This is a genomic window from Nocardioides sp. (assembly GCF_047607365.1).
Lineage (GTDB): Bacteria > Actinomycetota > Actinomycetes > Propionibacteriales > Nocardioidaceae > Nocardioides.
In genome coordinates, this window is sequence record NZ_JASGDD010000189.1 from 15005 (window position 1) to 34425 (window position 19421).

18 protein-coding genes and 1 other RNA gene are annotated in these 19421 nt (G+C 70.6%); 13 read left to right on the forward strand and 6 right to left on the reverse strand.

What is annotated here, in order from left to right:
• Positions 1 to 22 precede the first annotated feature (22 nt).
• Positions 23 to 3199 (forward strand): lamin tail domain-containing protein, encoded by a 3177-nt coding sequence (locus tag QM572_RS14410; RefSeq protein WP_415094280.1) that lies wholly within the window; start codon positions 23 to 25, stop codon positions 3197 to 3199.
• Positions 3200 to 3210: 11 nt separating this feature from the next.
• Positions 3211 to 4317: a peptide chain release factor 2 gene (prfB, locus tag QM572_RS14415; RefSeq protein ID WP_415094282.1), complete on the forward strand. Its 1107-nt coding sequence runs from the start codon at positions 3211 to 3213 to the stop codon at positions 4315 to 4317.
• Position 4318: 1 nt separating this feature from the next.
• On the opposite strand, the gene QM572_RS14420 is transcribed toward prfB, so the two are convergent.
• On the reverse strand, positions 4319 to 4927 hold the full coding sequence (locus QM572_RS14420; RefSeq protein WP_415094284.1) for a hypothetical protein: 609 nt from the start codon (positions 4925 to 4927) through the stop codon (positions 4319 to 4321).
• Positions 4928 to 5014: 87 nt separating this feature from the next.
• Here QM572_RS14420 and ftsE point away from each other — a divergent pair, with 87 nt between their 5' ends.
• From ftsE to QM572_RS14445, 5 genes are all read left to right on the forward strand, one after another.
• Entirely contained in the window at positions 5015 to 5698 is a 684-nt protein-coding gene (ftsE, locus tag QM572_RS14425) for a cell division ATP-binding protein FtsE (protein WP_415094286.1), read from the forward strand.
• A gap of 29 nt (positions 5699 to 5727) precedes the next feature.
• Positions 5728 to 6639, forward strand: coding sequence for a permease-like cell division protein FtsX (gene ftsX, locus QM572_RS14430; RefSeq protein WP_415094288.1), 912 nt, complete (start codon positions 5728 to 5730; stop codon positions 6637 to 6639).
• 113 nt (positions 6640 to 6752) lie between these two features.
• Positions 6753 to 8123, forward strand: coding sequence for a peptidoglycan DD-metalloendopeptidase family protein (locus tag QM572_RS14435; RefSeq protein ID WP_415094290.1), 1371 nt, complete (start codon positions 6753 to 6755; stop codon positions 8121 to 8123).
• 40 nt (positions 8124 to 8163) lie between these two features.
• Positions 8164 to 8643 carry an SsrA-binding protein SmpB gene (gene smpB, locus QM572_RS14440; protein ID WP_415094292.1) on the forward strand — a complete coding sequence of 160 codons (480 nt, stop codon included), beginning with the start codon at positions 8164 to 8166 and terminating at the stop codon, positions 8641 to 8643.
• Between the two features lie 28 nt (positions 8644 to 8671).
• Positions 8672 to 9274: a M23 family metallopeptidase gene (locus QM572_RS14445; RefSeq protein ID WP_415094294.1), complete on the forward strand. Its 603-nt coding sequence runs from the start codon at positions 8672 to 8674 to the stop codon at positions 9272 to 9274.
• Here QM572_RS14445 and QM572_RS14450 read toward each other — a convergent pair.
• Together QM572_RS14450 and QM572_RS14455 are read right to left on the reverse strand one after the other, a co-directional pair.
• Positions 9264 to 10157 carry an RNA polymerase sigma-70 factor gene (locus tag QM572_RS14450; RefSeq protein WP_415094296.1) on the reverse strand — a complete coding sequence of 298 codons (894 nt, stop codon included), beginning with the start codon at positions 10155 to 10157 and terminating at the stop codon, positions 9264 to 9266. The genes QM572_RS14445 and QM572_RS14450 overlap by 11 nt on opposite strands.
• Positions 10154 to 10738: a carboxymuconolactone decarboxylase family protein gene (locus tag QM572_RS14455; protein ID WP_415094298.1), complete on the reverse strand. Its 585-nt coding sequence runs from the start codon at positions 10736 to 10738 to the stop codon at positions 10154 to 10156. Before QM572_RS14455 ends, QM572_RS14450 begins: the two co-directional genes overlap by 4 nt.
• A 574-nt stretch (positions 10739 to 11312) precedes the next feature.
• Between QM572_RS14455 and QM572_RS14460 the strand changes: the two genes are divergently transcribed.
• Positions 11313 to 12086 (forward strand): hypothetical protein, encoded by a 774-nt coding sequence (locus QM572_RS14460; RefSeq protein WP_415094300.1) that lies wholly within the window; start codon positions 11313 to 11315, stop codon positions 12084 to 12086.
• A 180-nt stretch (positions 12087 to 12266) separates the two neighbouring features.
• Positions 12267 to 12569 (forward strand): hypothetical protein, encoded by a 303-nt coding sequence (locus QM572_RS14465; protein WP_415094302.1) that lies wholly within the window; start codon positions 12267 to 12269, stop codon positions 12567 to 12569.
• A 330-nt stretch (positions 12570 to 12899) separates the two neighbouring features.
• Here the strand turns inward: QM572_RS14465 and ssrA are convergent.
• Positions 12900 to 13272: a transfer-messenger RNA gene (gene ssrA / locus QM572_RS14470) on the reverse strand.
• 80 nt (positions 13273 to 13352) lie between these two features.
• Here ssrA and QM572_RS14475 point away from each other — a divergent pair.
• The gene (locus tag QM572_RS14475; protein WP_415094304.1) at positions 13353 to 14369 is read left to right on the forward strand and encodes a DUF3048 domain-containing protein; all 1017 of its coding nucleotides are present in this window, start codon (positions 13353 to 13355) and stop codon (positions 14367 to 14369) included.
• Here the strand turns inward: QM572_RS14475 and QM572_RS14480 are convergent, their stop codons facing one another.
• Complete coding sequence (locus tag QM572_RS14480) at positions 14370 to 15068, reverse strand: TetR/AcrR family transcriptional regulator (RefSeq protein ID WP_415094306.1); 699 nt, start codon at positions 15066 to 15068, stop codon at positions 14370 to 14372.
• Positions 15069 to 15216: 148 nt separating this feature from the next.
• On the opposite strand from QM572_RS14480, the gene QM572_RS14485 reads away from it, so the two are divergent.
• The 3 genes from QM572_RS14485 (at position 15217) to QM572_RS14495 (ending at position 17948) form a co-directional block, all read left to right on the forward strand.
• A complete protein-coding gene (locus QM572_RS14485) occupies positions 15217 to 15750 on the forward strand; it encodes a hypothetical protein (RefSeq protein WP_415094308.1) in 534 nt (177 codons plus the stop codon).
• 116 nt (positions 15751 to 15866) lie between these two features.
• The gene (locus tag QM572_RS14490; protein ID WP_415094310.1) at positions 15867 to 16148 is read left to right on the forward strand and encodes a DUF3039 domain-containing protein; all 282 of its coding nucleotides are present in this window, start codon (positions 15867 to 15869) and stop codon (positions 16146 to 16148) included.
• 102 nt (positions 16149 to 16250) lie between these two features.
• Positions 16251 to 17948, forward strand: coding sequence for a DEAD/DEAH box helicase (locus QM572_RS14495; RefSeq protein ID WP_415094318.1), 1698 nt, complete (start codon positions 16251 to 16253; stop codon positions 17946 to 17948).
• A 7-nt stretch (positions 17949 to 17955) separates the two neighbouring features.
• On the opposite strand, the gene QM572_RS14500 is transcribed toward QM572_RS14495, so the two are convergent.
• Positions 17956 to 19083 (reverse strand): diguanylate cyclase, encoded by a 1128-nt coding sequence (locus QM572_RS14500; protein WP_415094312.1) that lies wholly within the window; start codon positions 19081 to 19083, stop codon positions 17956 to 17958.
• Positions 19084 to 19421 lie beyond the last annotated feature (338 nt).

Sequence of the window (19421 nt, forward strand, 5' to 3'; positions counted from 1 at the left end):
TGCCGTCGCGATCTTGACGGCCGTGCCCTCTCGCCTTCGCAGCATTGCCACCCTCGCCGCCGGAACCCTCGGCCTGACCGCGGTCACGCTCGTGCTCCCGCCGTCGCCGTCCCACGCCGCCGGCCCCGACCTCCAGATCACCGAGATCTCCTACGGCGGGAAGGCGTCCTACGCCGGGGATGCTGGCGACGGCGAGTACGTCGAGATCACCAACGTCGGCGACACCGCCCAGGACCTCACCGGCTGGTCGTACGCCGCCAACAAGTCGTCGACCGCCACCCCGACGGCCGGCGTGGTGGACCTCTCCTCGCTCGGGACCCTGGCCCCCGGCGAGTCCTTCGTCGTCACCGACCTGACCGCTGCCGACTTCCGCACGGAGTGGGGTCTCAAGGCGTCCGTGAAGGTGACCAACGACGGCTCGCAGAACCTCAACAGCAACGCGAACCGGATCGCCGTCTTCGACGGCTCGACGCTGGTGGACTCGCTCGGCTACGCCTCGGGCTACCTCACGGCGAAGGGAGTCGCGGCGTTCGTCAACGCCGGCCACCTCGCCGACACCGACACCGCGACCAGCGGCGCGTGGACCACCCCGGCGACGACCGCAGACTCCGAGGGGTCGTGGGCCAGCGCCGGGGGCGGCGTCGGCTCCCCGGGCGTCTCGACCCTCGGCACGGCGGTCGCCGCCGCCCGCACGCCGGCATCGGTGCGGGCGTCGGGCGCGCAGGTCGAGATCACCGAGATCGCGTACGGCGGCAAGGCCTCCTACACCGGCGACACCGGTGACGGGGAGTACGTCGAGCTGACCAACGTCGGCAACGCCGCCCAGGACCTCACCGGCTGGACCTATGCCGCCAGCAAGTCGTCCACCACGACGCCCACGGCCGGCGTCGTCGACCTGTCGCCGCTGGGCGCCATCGCCCCCGGCGAGTCGGTCGTGGTCACCGACCTGACGGCTGCGGACTTCCGCACCGAGTGGAGCCTCGACGACTCGGTGAAGGTGATCAACGACGGAGCCCAGAACCTCAACAGCAACGCGAACCGGATCGCCCTCTTCGACGGCTCGACGCTGGTGGACTCGCTCGGCTACGCCTCGGGCTACCTCTCCGCCAAGGGAGTCGCCGCGTTCGTCAACTGGGGCCACCTCGACGCCACGCTGACGTCGACCTCGGGCGCCTGGACCACCCCGGCGGTCGTGGGCGACGCCGAGGGCTCCTGGACGAGCGCCGCCGGCGCCGTCGGCTCCCCGGGCGCCTCGACGTACGGCACCAGCACCCCGGCGAGCGTGGCCAGCTCGTCCGACGACACCGGGGACGACACCGGAGACGACACCGGAGACGACACCGGCACCGACGAGCTCGACCCCCACTGGGCCGACATCTCCATCAACGAGGTCTCCTCCGACAACGCCGTCGACGTCTCCGGCGTGACGCTGCGCGACCCGGTCGAGCTCTACAACAGCGGCTCGAGCGACGTCTCGGTCGCGGGCTGGCAGAGCGCCGACAGCGGTGGCGCCAGCGCGCTCGCCGCCCTCGGCGACCTCTACGTCAACGGCTCCTCGACGCCCGCGACCAGCCCGGTCATCCCCGCCCACGGCTTCGCCGTGTTCCACTCGCCCAACGGGCTGAGCGGCGAGGGCGACACCATCGCGCTCTACCTGCCCGACGCGACCCAGGTCAGCACCGTCACCTATCCGACCAGCGTGGCGGGCACCGACAACGGCGGCTCCTACACCTCGGTCGCCGCGTGCCCGGACGGCTCGACGACGTACCTCAAGGTGACGACGGCCAGCTTCGGCGCCAGCAACGCGGTCGCCTGCACGAGCGGCGTGGCGCTCGACGCCGACGAGACGCCGACCAGCGACGTGCCCTGCGACACCGAGGCGCCGGCCGCCACGACGAGCCCCGTCGAGGGCGCCGCCGCGTGGCCCGGCAGCCCCGACGTCGCCGTCGCCGACGCGGAGTGCGCGTGGGACGGCGGCGGCACTCAGCAGGACCTCTCGGGTCTCGTCTTCGACCCGACCGACCCGACGATCCTGTGGGCGATCAAGAACAAGAGCGTCGTCTACAAGCTCACCAGGACCGGCGGGGTCTGGGCCACGGTGACCACCGACGGCTGGAGCGCGGGCAAGAGCCTGACGTTCCCCGACGGCACCGGCCTGCCCGACTCCGAGGGCCTGACCGTCGGCCCCGACGGCGCGCTCTACGTCACCACCGAGCGCGACAACGCCGCGAGCTCCGTCCCCCTCGACACCGTGCTCCGCTTCGACCCGTCGGGCTCGTCGACCACGCTGACGGCGACCGACGAGTGGGACCTGACCACCGACGTCTTCCCCGCGAAGGACAGCGCCGACGCCAATCTCGGCTTCGAGGGCGTCACCTACGTGCCCGACAGCTACCTGACCTCCCACGGCTTCGTCGACGACCACACCGGGACCTTCTACACGCCGTCGGCCTACCCGGCGAAGAAGACCGCCGGCCTCTTCTTCGCGGCGGTCGAGAAGACCGGGCACCTGCTGGCCTACGCGCTCAACACCGACCACACCTACACCCGTGTCGCCGACGTCGCGACCGGCCTGCCCGGGGTGATGGACGTGTCCTACGACCCGGACCTGCAGCGCATCTGGGCCCAGTGCGACAACACCTGCGGGGTGACGCTCTCCCTCCTCCAGATCGGCTCCGACGGCCACCTCGCCTCGGTCCGGCGGTACGCCCGTCCGTCCGGCCTGCCCGACAACAACCTCGAGGGCTTCGCCGTCGCGCCCGTCTCGACCGCGACCGGCGGCCGGCGCGAGGCGGTCTGGGCCGACGACGGCAACTTCGGCACGAGCGCGACCGGAGTCGCCCTCCTCGCCGACGACGGCGGCCACTCGCTGTGGAGCGGCCTGATCGACGTCGACCTCGGCCTCGGCTCCCAGGGGTACGTCGCCCCGGCCGGCACCACGGGGGACACCGGCACCACCACCGGCGACCAGTCCTCCACGCTGACGCCGGCCCAGCAGAAGGCAGTCCAGGCGGCCGCGAAGGTGGCCCACACCTCGGCCGTGATCCGGTCGGTCAAGGCGAAGCTCAAGGCGGCCAGGAAGGCGCACCGGACGACGAAGGCCAAGCGCCTCCACGCCAGGCTCACGAGGCTGCGCAAGCAGCTCAAGGTCCAGCGCAGGGCACTCGCCAAGGCGACGAAGGCGGCCGCCGCCGGGTAGCCTCAACCCTCGTGGCCATCGACTTCGACGCCGAGCTGAAGCAGCTCCAGGCGACCATGCACACCGTCGAGCAGGTGCTCGACCTCGACACCATGGGCAAGGAGATCGCCAGCCTCGAGGAGCAGGTCGCGGCCCCGGATCTGTGGGACGACCAGGCCAACGCGCAGAAGGTCACCGGGCGCCTCTCCCTCCTCCAGGGCGAGGTCGAGCGGTTCAACGTCCTCGCCGGCCGGATCGAGGACCTCGGCGTCCTCGCCGAGCTGGCCGCCGAGGAGGGCGACGCCGACACGCTCGCCGAGGCGGAGTCCGAGCTCGGCCGCGTGACCAAGGAGGTCGAGGCACTCGAGGTCCGGACCCTCCTCAACGGGGAGTACGACGCCCGCGAGGCGATCGTCACGATCCGCTCCGGCGCCGGAGGCGTCGACGCCGCCGACTTCGCCGAGCAGCTCATGCGGATGTACTCCCGCTGGGCCGAGCGGCACAAGTACCCCGTCGAGGTCTTCGACGTCTCCTACGCCGAGGAGGCGGGCATCAAGTCGGCCGAGTTCGCCGTCCACGCCCCCTACGCCTACGGCACCCTCTCGGTCGAGGCCGGCACGCACCGCCTGGTCCGGATCAGCCCGTTCGACAACCAGGGCCGCCGCCAGACCTCCTTCGCCGCCGTCGAGGTGGTGCCGCAGCTGGAGCAGACCGACGAGATCGAGGTCGACGAGAACGACCTGCGCGTCGACGTCTTCCGCTCCGGCGGGCCCGGCGGCCAGTCGGTCAACACCACCGACTCCGCCGTCCGGCTCACCCACATCCCCACCGGCATCGTGGTCAGCTGCCAGAACGAGAAGTCCCAGCTGCAGAACAAGGCCTCGGCCATGGTCGTCCTCAAGGCGAAGCTGCTCGCCAAGCGCAAGGCCGAGGAGGCCGCGCTCAAGAAGGACCTCAAGGGCGACGTCGCCGCGAGCTGGGGCGACCAGATGCGCAACTACGTGCTCAACCCCTACCAGCTGGTCAAGGACCTCCGCACCGGCCAGGAGACCGGCAACCCGGCGGCCGTCCTCGACGGCGAGATCGACGACTTCATCGAGGCGGGGATCCGCTGGCGCCGGAGCGCCGTCGCCGAGTGACCTACGAACCCGACGCGGCCCCGAGTACGGCGGCACACCAGCGGTCCGCGATCGCCGCATCCGTCGCGGTGCACACCAGCCACGCGTCGCCGAACAGCCCGCGATAGCTCGTCTCGGTCGTGCCGTCGCCGGCGGTCTCCTCCGGGCAGGTCAGCGCCACCGAGGGGCTCCCGAACGCGGCGGCGCCGGCGATCGACGCGCAGCCGTCGGTGCCCGACGCCGCGATCACGTAGGTCGCCGCGCGGTCGACGGTCACCGGGGACGCGAAGACCCACGCGCTCACCCGCTGCCCGGAGCCCGTCCAGCGGCAGCCGTACTCGTGGGCCACGTCGCTGCGGCTGCCCAGCGTCACCGCGTCGCCGTTGCTCCACGTCTCGGTCGACTCCGCCGCGCCGCCGAGCGCACGCCGGACGTCGCGCCGCGCGATCCGCGAGCAGAACGGCGCCCGGGACACCGACGCCGTGGTGGTGTCGACCGAGGCCAGCCGCGCGGAGAGAGCCGGTACGGGGGTGTCGGCCGGCGCGCCGGCGTACACGCCGACGGCGATCGCGGTGACCGACATGGCCACGGCGCAGGCCAGCACGCGCCAGCCGCCCCACCTCCACCTCACCCGGCCACCCTAGGGCGAGTCGATCGACACTCTCTCGGGGTGTGGCCGATCCGGCCATCCGGGCAGCCCTGACCTATCCTCGATCGGGTGATTCGCTTCGAGAAGGTCACCAAGACCTACCCCGGCACCGGGCATCCCGCGCTGGAGTCGGTCTCCGTCGACGTCGAGAAGGGCGAGTTCGTCTTCCTCGTCGGCCAGTCGGGTTCGGGCAAGTCCACCGCGCTGCGGCTCATCCTCCGCGAGACCCGGCCCACGAGCGGACGGGTCTACGTCGCGGGCAAGGAGATCAACCGGCTCGCCGGGTGGAAGGTGCCCCGCCTGCGCCGCCAGATCGGCACGGTCTTCCAGGACTTCCGCCTGCTGCAGAACAAGACCGTCAGCGAGAACGTCGCCTTCGCCATGCAGGTGACCGGCCACAGCCGGACCGAGATCAAGACGCGCGTGCCCGAGACCCTCGAGCTCGTCGGCCTCGACGGCAAGGGGGAGCGGATGCCGGACGAGCTCTCCGGCGGAGAGCAGCAGCGCGTCGCGGTCGCGCGGGCCTTCGTCAACCGGCCGATGATCCTCATCGCCGACGAGCCGACCGGGAACCTCGACCCCTCGACCAGCGTCGGCATCATGAAGCTGCTGGACCGGATCAACCGCACCGGCACCACCGTCGTCATGGCCACCCACGACGCCGGCATCGTCGACCAGATGCGCAAGCGCGTCATCGAGCTCGGGGACGGTCGCGTCGTGCGCGACCAGGCCCAGGGCAGCTACGGCGTCTGAGCCGCGACCGGAAGTCTGGAAAGAGAGTCATGCAGCTTCGCTACGTCTTCACCGAGCTCGGCCAGGGCCTGCGCCGCAACCTGTCCATGCACATCGCGGTGATCCTCACCCTCTTCGTCTCGCTCACCCTCGTCGGCTTCGGGGCGGTGCTCAACCAGCAGGCGACCAAGGCGTCCCACCAGTGGGGCAACGCCCTGCAGATCACCGTCTACCTCTGCCGCGACAAGGACGACAACCCGGCCTGCTCGACGCCCGCGACCGACGCCCAGAAGGCCGCGATCGCCAAGGTGATCGAGGACAACCGCAACGTCTCGTCCTACTACCTCGAGTCGCGCGAGACGGCGTTCGCCAAGATCAAGGAGCTCTACGGCGCCGACCGGTTCGAGGGGCCCAACGCGGTCGCGACGGTCGACATGATGGCCGAGTCCTACTGGATCACGCTCAAGGACCCGCACCAGGCCGACCTCGTCAAGGAAGCCGTCGTCGGCCTCGACGGCGTCTCCCACGTGCAGGACCTCCGCGGCGTCGTCGGCCCGATCCTCAACACCATCGACGCGATGAAGTACGCCGCCCTCGCCATCGCCGCCTTCCTCGTCGTCGCCGCGCTCCTGCTGGTCGCCAACACGATCCGGCTGGCCGCCTTCGCCCGCCGTCGCGAGATCGCGATCATGCGGCTCGTGGGCGCCTCGACCCTCTACATCGCGCTGCCGTTCCTCCTCGAGGCGATCGTCACCGCGGCGATCGGCGTCCTGCTCACCGGCGGCGCCATGGCGGCCTTCATGCAGTTCGCCGTACGCCGGACGCTGGCTCCCAAGCTCGACTTCATCCTCTGGGTCGGCTGGCACGAGTTCTGGGTGGGGTTCCTCGTCGTCGCGGTGCTGGGGCCGCTGCTCACCCTGCTCCCCACGCTCCTGCTGACCCGGAAGTACCTCAAGGTCTGAGAGAGCTCGCTCCGCGCCGCGATCCGCTCGCTGCGGCGTGTCGGCCGGGCCGGCGCGGCACCGCCGACTTACCGTCGACTCGTTCTCTTCCCCGGACGAATGTAGGCATCACCGTGCGCTCCTTCCCCCGCGCCGGCTGCCGTCGCGTGGTGGTGGCCTCCGTGGCCGCGATCACCGTCGGCGCTCTGGCAGTCCCCGTGATCGACCACGCGCTGGTCCCCTCGGCCTTCGCCGAGAGCAACAAGGACAAGCTCAAGAAGAAGCGGCAGAAGGTCCGCGGCCAGATCCAGACCGCCGAGGCCGACCTCGACGACTCGAGCAACGCCCTCGCCGCCGCGACGGCCAAGGTCCAGGCGGCGGAGAAGACGCTCGCCGCGGCGACCACGGCCCTGGCCGCGGCGCAGGAGAAGCTCGGCGTCGCGCAGGCCACCCTCGACAAGGCCGAGACCGCGCTGACCGGTGCCCGTGCCGAGGACGCCCGCATGCAGGCCGCGCTCGACACCGCCCAGGCCAAGCTCGCCCAGGCCAAGACCGATCTGGTCAGCGGCCGGGCGGCGGTCGCCGCGCAGCGGGAGAAGGTCAGCGCCACGATGATCAGCAACGCGCAGGGCGTCGACGCGGGACTGCTCGCCCTGTCCGGCCTGCTCGACGCGAAGTCACCGGAGGACATCGAGCGCCAGCAGGAGCTGCAGTCCACCATCGTCTCGAACCAGGAGGCGACGTACGACGACCTCCAGGCCTCCGAGGTCCTCCTCACCGTGCGCCGGCACCAGACCAAGGCGGCCGAGGTCGAGGTGGCCGCCCAGCGGCAGGCCGCCGCCGACCAGCTCGAGGTGGTCCGCGACCTGGAGCAGCAGGCGCAGGCGAGCCAGCAGGAGGTCGCCGCCCGCGTCGCGGACGCCTCCTCGGCGCAGCAGGCGGCCGCGTCCGCCACGAAGGAGGCCGCCTCGGCCCGCGCGGTGGCCGCCCGGCAGAAGGCCCACGACGCCAAGGTCCTCAAGGCCCGCAAGGCCGAGGACGCGAGGATCACCCGCCAGATCCTCGCGGCGTCGGGCAAGGGCGAGGACCGCACCGTCGACAGCGTCGACGGGCTCTTCCAGATGCCGGTGGCGAACTCCTACGTCACCTCGCCCTACGGCTGGCGCAAGCACCCGATCTACGGCTACTGGGGCCTGCACGACGGCGACGACTTCCACGCGCCCTGCGGCACCCCCGAGGTCGCGGTCGACACCGGGCGGGTGATCAGCGAGTACTTCTCCAGCGTGTGGGGCAACCGGCTCTTCCTCGACCTCGGCAGCGTCAACGGCCACAAGTACACCGCCATCTACAACCACATCAGCACGTACGTCGTCCGCGAGGGCGCGGTCGTCGCCCGCGGCGACACGGTCGCGCTGGCGGGCACGACGGGCTGGTCGACCGCCTGCCACCTGCACTTCACGATCCTGAGGGACGGCACGGCGATCGACCCGCAGACCGTGCTGTAGGGGTTTCCTCCGGCGTACGGCCGTCTGAGAGAATGACGGCATGGCACGCGAGCAGGGGCAGAAGCTGATCGCCCAGAACAAGAAGGCGCGCCACGACTACCTCATCGAGGACACCTTCGAGGCAGGCCTGGTCCTGACCGGCACCGAGGTGAAGTCGCTGCGGCAGGGGAGGGCCTCCCTCGTCGACGGCTTCGTGGACATCGACGGCGGCGAGGCGTGGCTGCACGCCGTCCACATCCCGGAGTACTCCCAGGGCACCTGGACCAACCACTCCGCCCGCCGCAAGCGCAAGCTCCTGCTCCACGGCGCCGAGATCGCCAAGATCGAGCGCGAGGTCGCCGAGAAGGGCATGACGGTCGTCCCGCTCAGCCTCTACTTCAAGGACGGCCGAGCCAAGGTCGAGATCGCCGTCGCGAAGGGCAAGAAGTCCTGGGACAAGCGGCAGGCCATCGCCGAGCGCACCGCGAACCGCGAGAAGGAGCAGGCCGTCGGCCGCTACCTCAAGGGCATCCGCGACTGAGAGGCTCGGGACAGGCGAGACTGGCGGGGTGACGAGACTCGCCGCCGCCCTCCTCAGCATGCTCGGCAGCCTTAGCCTGCTGGTGCCGGCCGTCCCGGCGACGCTGGCGCCCGTCGCGTACGCCGACGACCCGCGCTGGGAGTTCTACACGAGCGACCACCATGCCTACCGCTCGCCGTGGTTCCGCGGAGCGCACCGCATCATGATCGGGTTCGGCTGCAACGCCTCGCCGTGGTACGACCACGACCCGCGCTGCCCCGGGACCCAGGGCTTCCACCACGGCATCGACGTCGCCATGGACTGCGGCACGCCGATCCACGCCGGCCTGGCCGGCCGGGTGCTGTCGCCGAGCGCGCCGGGCGCTCCGGGGCCGGCGTACGGGGTGCATCCCTTCCGCCTCCGCGTCCGCGCCGACGGCCGAACGCTCGACATCGTCATCGGCCATGCCCGCAAGGTCTTCGTCAAGCCCGGCCAGCGCGTGCGCGTGGGGCAGCGCATCGCCCTCGCGAGCGACTCCGGCGCCCCGGACGGCTGCCACCTCCACTTCGAGGTGCGCCCCAAGGGCGGCGGCTACACGACCGCCATCCGTCCTCGCCGCTGGCTGCAGCTCACGCGGCAGGCTAGCGACTGATCGGTGCGGTCACGTCGAGCCGGCCGAGCTTGGCCGGGTTGCGGACGGCGTAGATCCGGCTGATCCGGCCGTCCTCGACGGCGAACGCGATGGCGGCGTCGTGACCGTCGGGCAGCCCGACGATCCTGGCGCCCGGCGACCCGTTGAGCAGCACCGGCAGGACCCGGGCCTCGGTCGCGAACTTCGGGAACGCGCGCAGCAGGTTCGCCACCTTCTTCGCGCCCGAGACCGGGTTGACGACCGCCTGGGCGACGCCGCCGCCGTCCGCCACCAGGACCACGTCCGCGGCGAGGACGTCCAGCAGGCTCTGGAGGTCGCCTCCGGATACGGCGGCGAGGAAGCGCTCGACGACCGCCTGCTGCTCGTCGCGGCTCACCTCCCTCCGGGGACGGCGCGCGGTGACGTGCTCGCGTGCCCGGTGCCCGATCTGGCGCACGGCGGCCGCGGACTTGCCCACCGTCTCGGCGATCTCGTCGTAGGGCAGGTCGAAGACCTCACGCAGCACGAACACCGCACGCTCGGTCGGGGTGAGGGTCTCCAGCACGGTGAGCATCGCGAACGACACACTGTCGGCCAGCTCCACGTCCTCGGCGACGTCCGGCGCGATCAGCAGCGGCTCGGGCAGCCACTCGCCGACGTACTCCTCGCGCCGGCGCGCGTTCGCCCTCCGCCGGTCCAGCGCCTTGCGCATGACCATGCGGACGAGGAACGCGCGAGCGTCCCTGACCTCGGACCGGGCCTCCTCGCCGATCTCGTGCCAGCGGATCCAGGTCTCCTGGACGACGTCCTCGGCCTCGATCGCGGAGCCGAGCATCTCGTACGCGACGGTGAACAGCAGGCCGCGATGGCTGACGAACGGGTCCTCCGACCGGGTCACGCTCACGAGCCTACGGCGGTGCGCTGGGCCATCGGCCTGAGGCCGCACGCCGCGGCGAACCCGTCGGACTCGATGCCGAGCGCGACGTTCGCCCGGGTCGTGAGGTTCGCGAACGCGACCACTGCCGTGAGCTCGATCAGCGCGGCGTCGCCGAGCTGGGATCGCAGCGACGCGACCATCTCGTCGGTCACCGTCGGCTCGGTCTCGGTCATCGCCTCGGCGTAGGCGAGCACCTCGCGCTCCAGCGCCGTGAACACGTCGGCCTCGCGCCACCGCGGGATCTCGCACGCCTTGGTCATGTCGAGATCCTTGTTGTGGGCCTCGAAGTAGTTGAAGTCCAGGCACCAGGTGCAGCCGACCTGGGACGCCACGGCCATGTGGGCGAACGACTTGAGCTGCTCGTCGCACGCGTCCCACCTCGTGAGCTTGCGCCCCATGCCCGCCATGTCCATCAGCACGGCGCGGTGGTGCCAGTACACGCCGATCGAGGTCGGCACCTGTCCCAGCGTCCTCGTCGCGAAGCGCCTGATCAACGCGCCCTTGACGCCGGTGATCGGGGCAGCGGGGATACGGGTCGTTCCAGTCATCTCGTCCTCCTGTGTGAGTGGTCGGACATGAAGACGCCGGGCGACCCCGGTCTGTGACATCGAAGCCCGGACGAGGCGGCCAAAGGTGTAAGACGTCGGTCCGCGGCAGGCGCCCCGACTCGGCGCGCACATAGCGCGGCCAAGCGGCTGGGCGCGGAGTCGATCAAGCAACTCGTCGCCGACTACCGCATGAACGGGATGTCATGCTTGTCACTGACGGAGAAGTACGGCATCTCTAAGTCTGCGGTTGTCAGGCGTATCTACCACCGCCGTTGTAGGCAGGACGCACTCGGACGGTTGACGCCCGTTGAGTACGAGACCATCACGACCACGTCAGCCAGTCAGGCTGCGTGACCCAACCTGTCACCCGATCGTGCAGCAGTCCCCATCTATTAAGGACTAAAGGTCAGACGCAATGCTCTTGCGCAAGGTTGGCGAGTGGTATGCGCTCGCTGGGCCCGGTTTCCAAGGTGCGCCAACGGTTGCGGGGCCGCCGGGCCCCGGACTGACTCCGGCCGACGACGGCGTGGTGTTAAGGACGTGGGGGACCAGCGACGAAGTTGACGTTGTCGTCGTGCTTCGCCCCACGCCGGCGCCCATGGAACCGTCAGGCTGGACCCATCTGTCGTGGGTGGAGGTGGAACTCTCTGGACCGGTCCGGGTTCTTGATCAGAAACTGCGCCCAGGGCGACGGCCGGAGTTCGAATTGGCGCCGGGGCGCTATCAGATTCAGTTCCGTGCACGCTCGAGAGAAGACGAGATCGCCAGCGACCTCGAGCGCGGCTTCGAGCTGGATCCGCAATCGCCGCCCCCGGAATCGCACTATATTCAGATAAGCCCCGCTTCTACAGGAGAAGACACTCTCGGTCGCGATATCGGCATCGGTATCGCCAACGCCGCTTCGTGGCCCTCGCCGCCGGTGGACAGCGGCCGCGCAGTGATCGATGCGGGGGAGGGCTTCTACTCTCTTACGACGGTCGACAGCCAGCCGTCTGACTTTCCGTTCGTCAACGCTGAGCCTCTCATGGTGATCGCGGCAAGCGACGGCGCAGCCGCGACGACCCTCGCCTCATCACCGACCGTTCAGGTAGACGTGGAATTGCGGTCGCTGCCCGTTGAAAGTAATCAGGCCGCAGGGTGGGAGGCGTATGCCGAGGGCGTCATCACGTTGGCTGGGCGTGCGGTCCTCGGCGGTTGGGACTTCGATCCCGGGAGGGTGCCTCTTGCGCTCAACACCGTCGCTGGTCGGTACACGGTGCAGGTCTTCGCGAGGCCCCTGCCGGAAGACTTTGATGTTGACGACGGGCCCACCGAGGAGCACTGGGTAGTGATCTCGCCGTCCGGGTGAACCAGCTTCGTCGCGGGCCGGTCCCCCGGAGTTCCCAAACTTCGCCAAACAAGCCAGTTGGCCAGTTGCCGATCTCAGACTCGAAGCTGCACGCCATGCTCAAGGACCCGTACTACGCCGGCTGGGTCACCGCTGACGGGCAATCGCCTGTGCGATCTGCCGCATCTCCCGGCCTGGCAGGTGGAGGATGCCATCGCCCGGCACTACGAGACGCTGGCGTTGCCGGACGACTTCGTCGCTGCGTTGCGGCGACAGCTGGCCGCGGCCGTTGCGGACGAGCAGCAGCTGACCCGCGAACTGCACGATCGGCTGCGTGAGCAACGTGCGCGGATGGAAGCCCGCGAAGCACGCCTGATTGATGTGGCGGCAGCTGGACTCCTGCCACGCGACAAGATCGTGGAGCGCAGCAACGCCATCCGCGTCGAGCAAGCGCAGATCGAAGCCAGCCCGGGGAACCACCGCAGAGTTGGCTGCCGGTGCTGACCGGCTGGACGGCTGTCTGACCATGCTGAGCAACCCGGCGGCGGTCCCCGCCAGGGGCTCTGACCGTACTCGGCAGCATCTGAACAAGACCTTCTTTGAGCGCTTCTACCTCGATGACGAGGAAACCGCCTCGGCCGTCCCGAAGAGTGTCATCCGCGAACCGTTTCGAGAGATCCACGACGCCGCCGCTGCCCACCGACGGCGGGGGAGGGGTCGACCCGAACGAACGACGCCCCAGGGGAGACACCGCGGATACGGCACCCCCTGGGGGCGGTCAGGCCGTTCGTTCTCGCGGACATTTTCCGGTCCGGGTTTCGAGTAACGGTCACCTTGTGGAGCTGCGGGGAATCGAACCCCGGTCCTCGAGCGTCGATCCAGGTCTTCTCCGGGTGCAGTCTGTGGGTGTCGTTCTCCTCGGCCCCGGCGCTCGACACAGACACGTCGCCGACAGGCCCAGCACGCTAGCTGTCCCTAGCCGCTCCGCGTACGAGAGCTGGCAGGTGAGTCTCCTGGATGACGCCCAGGTCCGAGCCGGAGACGGATGCTCGGTTGGACGCTTCGATCACCGCTCAGGCGGCGAGAGCGAAGGAACTGCGCTTAGCGTTGGCAGTTATTGGTTTCCAGCGATCGTTTACGAGATGACGCTGGCTCCTCGACCCGCTTCCCCTGGAACTAACGTCCCAAGTCGAAACCGATCAGCCCCTATGGATTTGTCAACCTCCCCAGTCTACCGGGGCGCGTGTCGAGTCGGCGAATGGATTGTCGAGTTGCCAGACTGACTCCGTGCTCGTACGACGTCGTGCCCTGCCCCTGCCAGCGACCCTCCTTGCGGCGACCCTGGCGCTCACCGCGTGCGGTGGCGGCGGTGACGGCGGGGGAGATGGCGACGGAGCCTCGGGAGCGAGCTCGACCGCCGCGGCGACGCCGGAGTACTGGCCACTGACCGGTGTGCAGGCCCCGCTCGGCACGACCACCGCGCTGGACCACCCGGCCATCGTCGTCAAGATGGACAACACCGAGGCGAGCTCGCCGCAGATCGGGCTGAGCAAGGCCGACCTCGTCACCGAGGAGCTGGTCGAGGGCGGCCTGACCCGGCTCGCGGCGTTCTTCTACGAGAACATCCCCAGCACCGTCGGCCCGGTCCGCTCGATGCGCGCGAGCGACATCGGGATCGTGAGCCCCATCGGCGCCACGGTCGTCACCTCCGGCGCGGCCGCCGTCACGATCAAGCGGATCAAGGCGGCGGGGATCACCTTCTACGGCGAGGGCTCGAAGGGGTTCTACCGCGACAACACCCGCCGTGCGCCGTACAACCTCTTCACCCACCTCGACAAGACGGTGACGCTCACCGAGCGCGATCCGGAGGCGGTCGACCCCTACCTCGACTGGGGCACCGACGCGGACTTCGTCGGCGTGCAGGCCGTGACCGACATCGGCGTGCCGTTCTCCGCAGGGCACACGACCCGCTGGCACTACGACGGCAGCACCTACGTCAACACCAACTCCAACGCGAAGAAGGGCGATCAGTTCACGCCCGACACGATCCTCGTCCTGCGCGTCAAGATCGGCGACGCGGGCTATCTCGACCCGGCCGGGAACACCGTGCCCGAGACGAAGCTGACCGGCTCGGGCAAGGCCCTGGTCTTCCACCAGGGCCAGCTCATGCGCGCCACCTGGAGCAAGGACGCCCTCGACGCGCCGCTGCAGCTGTCGACGGAGGCGGGCGCGCTCAAGGTGCCGGCGGGCCACACGTGGATCGAGCTGGTCCCCGACGACGGCGCCGCCGTCACGATGAAGTGATCACGACTCCAGGCTGGTGAGCGCCGAGCCGAGGCCGCCCTCGTCGGCGAGCGCCTGGAAGGCGCCGAGGACCAGGGCGACGACGGCCTCGACCCGCGCGGCAGCGGCCTCGGGGTCGGCGGCGACGGCGACCGAGTCGCCCGCCGCCTGCAGGCCGCCGAAGAACATCTCGGCGAGGGTCGCCACCATGTCGGCGTCGTCGGTCAGGCCGGCGCTGCCGAGCACACCGCGCACGAGGTCCTCGACGATCGCATAGGAGGAGCGCTCCTCGTGCTCGCGGAAGCGCTCGTAGCCGAGCACGGCCGGCCCCTCCTGGATCACGATGCGGCGGTACGCCGGGTCGCGGACCACCTCGAGGAAGGCCCGCAGACCGAGGGTCGACTTCGTCCACGGGTCGCGCTGGCCCTTCATCGCGTCGGTGATCCGACGCGTCCCGGCCGCCTCGACCGCGGCGAACACGGCCTCGAAGAGGGCCTGCTTGCCGGTGAAGTGGTGATAGAGCGCTCCCTTGGTGACGTCCGCTCCGGCGACGATGGCGTCCAGGGAGGTGCTCGCGTAGCCCTGCTCGGTGAAGAGCGCCGCCGCGACGTCGAGGAGCGCCGTGCGGGTGGAGGCCGAGAACTGCTGTCGACGACTCGTTCCGGGGACCGCCGGCAGGCTCGGCACCTTGGGGACCAGTTTGCTCACCGACTTCACCACGGGACCGAGTCTAGGTGTGACCTGGATCTCGGGTGCTGAGGATCACGCGAGTCGCAGTTGGCATACCAAGGGTACGGAACGTACGGTCGGTACGTACTCGCGGTATGTGAGTACGTCCTGGACACGTTGGACCCGAAGGAGCACGACCATGACCTGGACTTCCTTTCACAGTCGCGGGGAGATCCTCCGCGATGTCATCGACACGGCGGACCGTCGCCTGGACGGCCGTCTTCCGATGGATGTCGAGGGCGTCGACGAGAAGTTCGACGGCGAGCTCGACCTCCTCTGCACGCTCCAGCTCAAGTGGCACACGCGTCTCGCGGGCCGCATCGAGCGCGTGCTGATGGAGCAGCCGATGGACCTCGAGGCGGGAGTGATCGACGCCTGGCACCAGGTGGCCGACGAGATCCCCGGCGTCCGCGCCATCCTCGACCACTACGTGGCGGTGCCGAACGACGAGGCGATGCGTGCCGCGATGGCCAAGTCGCTCGGCAAGGAGCACATCCTGCTGGCCGTGATGGCGGGCAACGCCTCCGTCTCCGACGAGCTGGCCGCCGCCGTCGGCGCGCGGATCGCCGCGCGCGCCCGTGCCAGCTACGTGCCGTTCACCACGGCGCGCCTCGACCGGACGCCCACGCAGCCCACGCTGCTGGACCGGATCAAGGCGGTCCTCGCGGCCTGAGCCGCGTCCCTGACCACGACCCCGGTGCCGGCGCACCCTCCCGCGGCCCAGGCCGCACCCTCCCTCCTCCCTCGCGCCGGGACCGGGGTCGTCGGCGTCTCGTCTATCCTTGCTCCATGGGCATCCTCGGATTCGGCACGCGCAGCTCCGGAGGCACCGCGCTCGACGAGCGGGTCAAGGAGTCGGAGAAGACCCTCCCGACCGAGGAGGGCGACCACGATCGCTTCTCCCACTACGTCCCCAAGGACGACCTCACCGAGGCGATGGTGATGGGCTACCCGGTGATCGCGCTCTGCGGCAAGGTGTGGGTCCCGAGCCGCGACGGCACCAAGTTCCCGGTCTGCCCGGAGTGCAAGGAGATCTTCGAGGGTCTCGGCGACGACGACGGCGACGACTGAGTCTTGACCGAGCCGCAGCACGCGGCGCCTCTTCCTCCCGCCTGGCCTGAGCGGGCGGCCTGGGGCACCGCCACGTCACTGCGCGCCTGGCAGCAGGCAGCCATGCGCGCCTACTTCGACCAGTTGCCGCGCGACTTCCTCACGGTGGCGACGCCCGGCGCCGGGAAGACCACCTTCGCGCTCACCGTCGCCGCCGAGCTCCTCGGCCGCCGCCTGGTCGACCGCATCATCGTCGTAGCGCCGACTGAGCACCTCAAGGTGCAGTGGGCCGCCGCGGCCGAGCGTGCCGGCATCCCGATCGACCCGGCCTACTCCGCCGGGCAGGGCCGCACCTCCGAGGAGTACGTCGGCATCGCGGTGACCTACGCGGGCGTCGCCGTCAACCCGCTGGCCATGCGGATCCGCACCGAGCGCACCAAGACGCTCGTCATCCTCGACGAGATCCACCACGCGGGCGACGCGCTGTCGTGGGGCGAGGGCGTCCGCGAGGCGTTCGAGCCCGCCGCCCGGCGGCTGGCGCTGACCGGCACGCCGTTCCGCTCCGACGTGAACCCGATCCCGTTCGTCACCTACGCCCCTGGCGACGACGGCGTCCCGCGCAGCGTCGCCGACTACACCTACGGGTACGCCGAGGCGCTGCGCGACCACGTCGTGCGACCGGTCCTCTTCATGGCCTACAGCGGCCAGATGACCTGGCGCACCCGCGCCGGCGACGAGATCGCCGCCCAGCTCGGCGAGCCGCTCACCAAGGACATGACCGCCCAGGCGCTGCGCACCGCGCTCGACCCGGCGGGCCTGTGGATCCCCGCGGTGCTCGCCGCCGCCGACAAGCGGCTCACCGAGGTGCGGCGCCACGTGTCCGACGCCGGCGGACTGGTGATCGCGACCGACCAGGACAGCGCCCGCTCCTACGCCAAGGTGCTCAAGGCCATCACGGGCGAGGCCGCCACGGTCGTGCTCTCCGACGAGAAGGCGGCCTCGAAGAAGATCGCGGCGTTCGCAGCCGGCGACACGCGGTGGATGGTCGCGGTCCGGATGGTCTCCGAGGGCGTCGACGTGCCACGCCTGGCGGTCGGCGTCTACGCGACCACCACGGCGACGCCGCTCTTCTTCGCCCAGGCCGTCGGCCGCTTCGTCCGGGCCCGGACGCGCGGTGAGACGGCGTCGGTGTTCCTGCCGTCGGTGCCCCGTCTGCTCGGCTTCGCGAACGAGCTCGAGCTGGCCCGCGACCACGTGCTCGGCCGAAGGGTCAGCGACGAGGGCGACCTGTTCGCGCCCGAGGACGCGCTGGTCGCGCAGGCCCAGGCCGGCGAGGCGGTCTCCGCGGAGCTCGAGGGCGCCTGGGAGGCGCTCGGCTCGGAGGCGCGCTTCGACCGCGTCCTCTTCGACGGCGGCGAGTTCGGCCATGCGGGGGAGGTCCAGGTCGGCTCCGACGAGGAGATGGACTTCCTCGGCATCCCGGGGCTGCTCGACCCCGACCAGATGAAGGCGCTCCTGCAGCAGCGGCAGAGCGACCGCGCGAAGAAGCAGCGCGCCGACACGAGCGACCGGGCCGAGAAGGCCGTGCGAGCCGCCGACGCCCTGGTCGACCTGGCGACGCACGAGCAGCTCGGCGTACTGCGGCGGGAGCTGAACGGGCTCGTGGCCGCGTGGTTCCACCGGACCGGCCAGCCCCACGGCGTCACCCATGCCGCGCTCCGCAAGGAGTGCGGCGGGCCCGCCGCGGCGGTCGCGAACGCCGACCAGCTCCGGGCCCGGATCAACGCGCTCCGCGACTGGGCGGCACGAAAGAGCTCCTAGGACCTGCCTAGAGCCCTTCGCGCGCGCGGCCGCGCTTGGCGCGGTACATCGCGAGGTCGGCCTCCTCGATCCAGGTGCGCCAGTCGTCGCCACGGCAGAGCGCCACGCCGACGCTGACGCTGACGGAGACCTCCTCCCCGTCGCGCACCGTCACGGGGGTCGCTGACACGGCGTCGGTCAGCTGCTCGGTCACCTCGGCGGCTCGCAGCGCGTCGATGTCGGGCAGCAGCCCGACGAACTCGTCGCCGCCGAACCGGCCGAGGTGCAGGTCGGTGGCGCTGCTCGTGAGGCGGTGGGCCACCTCGACGAGGACCCGGTCACCGGCGACGTGGCCGTAGCGGTCGTTGACGGCCTTGAACCGGTCGACGTCGACGACCACGACGTAGTCGGAGCCCGAGGCCTTCCTCGCGGCGCGGGTGAGCAAGGCCTCCATGGCGCGACGGCTGAGGGTGCCGGTGAGCGTGTCGGTCCGTTCGGTCGCGTGGTCGAGCTCCGGCTCGCGATGGCCCAGCCGTCCCAGGTTCACGGCGAGGGCGAAGCCTCCCACGGCGAGCGAGGCGAGCAGGACGCTGATGCGGAGCTGGAGCACCTGCACCGAGGCGGCGGCGACGACCAGCGCGACGATCAGCACGGCGAACCAGCGCATCCAGCGCGCGGGGTCATGCAGCCGGCGGCTCATCTCCAGCAGCACGCCGACCAGGAGGGCGAAGTCGAGCGCGACGTGGACGCCGAAGCCCCAGCCGTACGTCGCCACCTCGGTCGTCATCTCCTTGGCCACGATGTGGTGGTGGCTGTTCGTCGCCGACAGCGCGGACGTCGCGACGGCCTCCGTGCCGACCACCGCGAGGAGCGGCAGGCCCGGACGCCAGGCCGGGCGGTTGCCGGCCTTGGCCAGCATGAAGATCGCCGCGATGCTCAGGGTCGCCGACGGCAGCCAGAACACCAGCGCCACCGGGGCGCCGGGAAACCGGATGAGAGCGCCGAGGCTCGCCGCCCACGACAGGCAGAAGACCGCCGCCGCGACGACCAGCCTGCCGACGAAGGAGGCGTGGTCGCGTCGCCAGGACCAGAGGGCGACGGGTCCGACGATCGCGACGCTGATGAGGATCGCGATCTGAACTGCGCTGTCGGCCATGCAAGGTCCCCCGGGTCGATCGTCGGCCCGAGCCTAGGATATTTCTCGCTCCTCGGGCGGCGCCTCCGCGGCGTCGCATCCCGGCCGGCTTGGTCGGAGGGGCATCGCGCCCAAGCACGCTGCGCTCTCGCACCTCCGCCTCGCCGGACCGGGCGCGGACACCATGGAATGCGCTGCGCCCGAGTAAGGAGACACACCATAGGCCATCGGGCTAGGGTGTGTTGATCGATTCGGACGCCTGCTGCGCGTCGCCCAGCACGCGCCCTGGCGGCGTTGTCACTCGTCGCGATGCCTCCGGCATCGCTCCTCGCTCCGCCTTGCCAGCGCACGCGCTGGAC

Bases quoted from the DNA above. Each gene is read 5' to 3' on its own strand.
- QM572_RS14490 (WP_415094310.1), top strand. From the start codon at position 15,867: ATGGGCATCCTCGGATTCGGCACGCGCAGCTCCGGAGGCACCGCGCTC.
- QM572_RS14485 (WP_415094308.1), top strand. From the start codon at position 15,217: ATGACCTGGACTTCCTTTCACAGTCGCGGGGAGATCCTCCGCGATGTC.
- QM572_RS14455 (WP_415094298.1), bottom strand. From the start codon at position 10,738: ATGACTGGAACGACCCGTATCCCCGCTGCCCCGATCACCGGCGTCAAG.
- QM572_RS14500 (WP_415094312.1), bottom strand. From the start codon at position 19,083: ATGGCCGACAGCGCAGTTCAGATCGCGATCCTCATCAGCGTCGCGATC.
- ftsX (WP_415094288.1), top strand. From the start codon at position 5,728: ATGCAGCTTCGCTACGTCTTCACCGAGCTCGGCCAGGGCCTGCGCCGC.
- smpB (WP_415094292.1), top strand. From the start codon at position 8,164: ATGGCACGCGAGCAGGGGCAGAAGCTGATCGCCCAGAACAAGAAGGCG.
- QM572_RS14495 (WP_415094318.1), top strand. From the start codon at position 16,251: ATGCGCGCCTACTTCGACCAGTTGCCGCGCGACTTCCTCACGGTGGCG.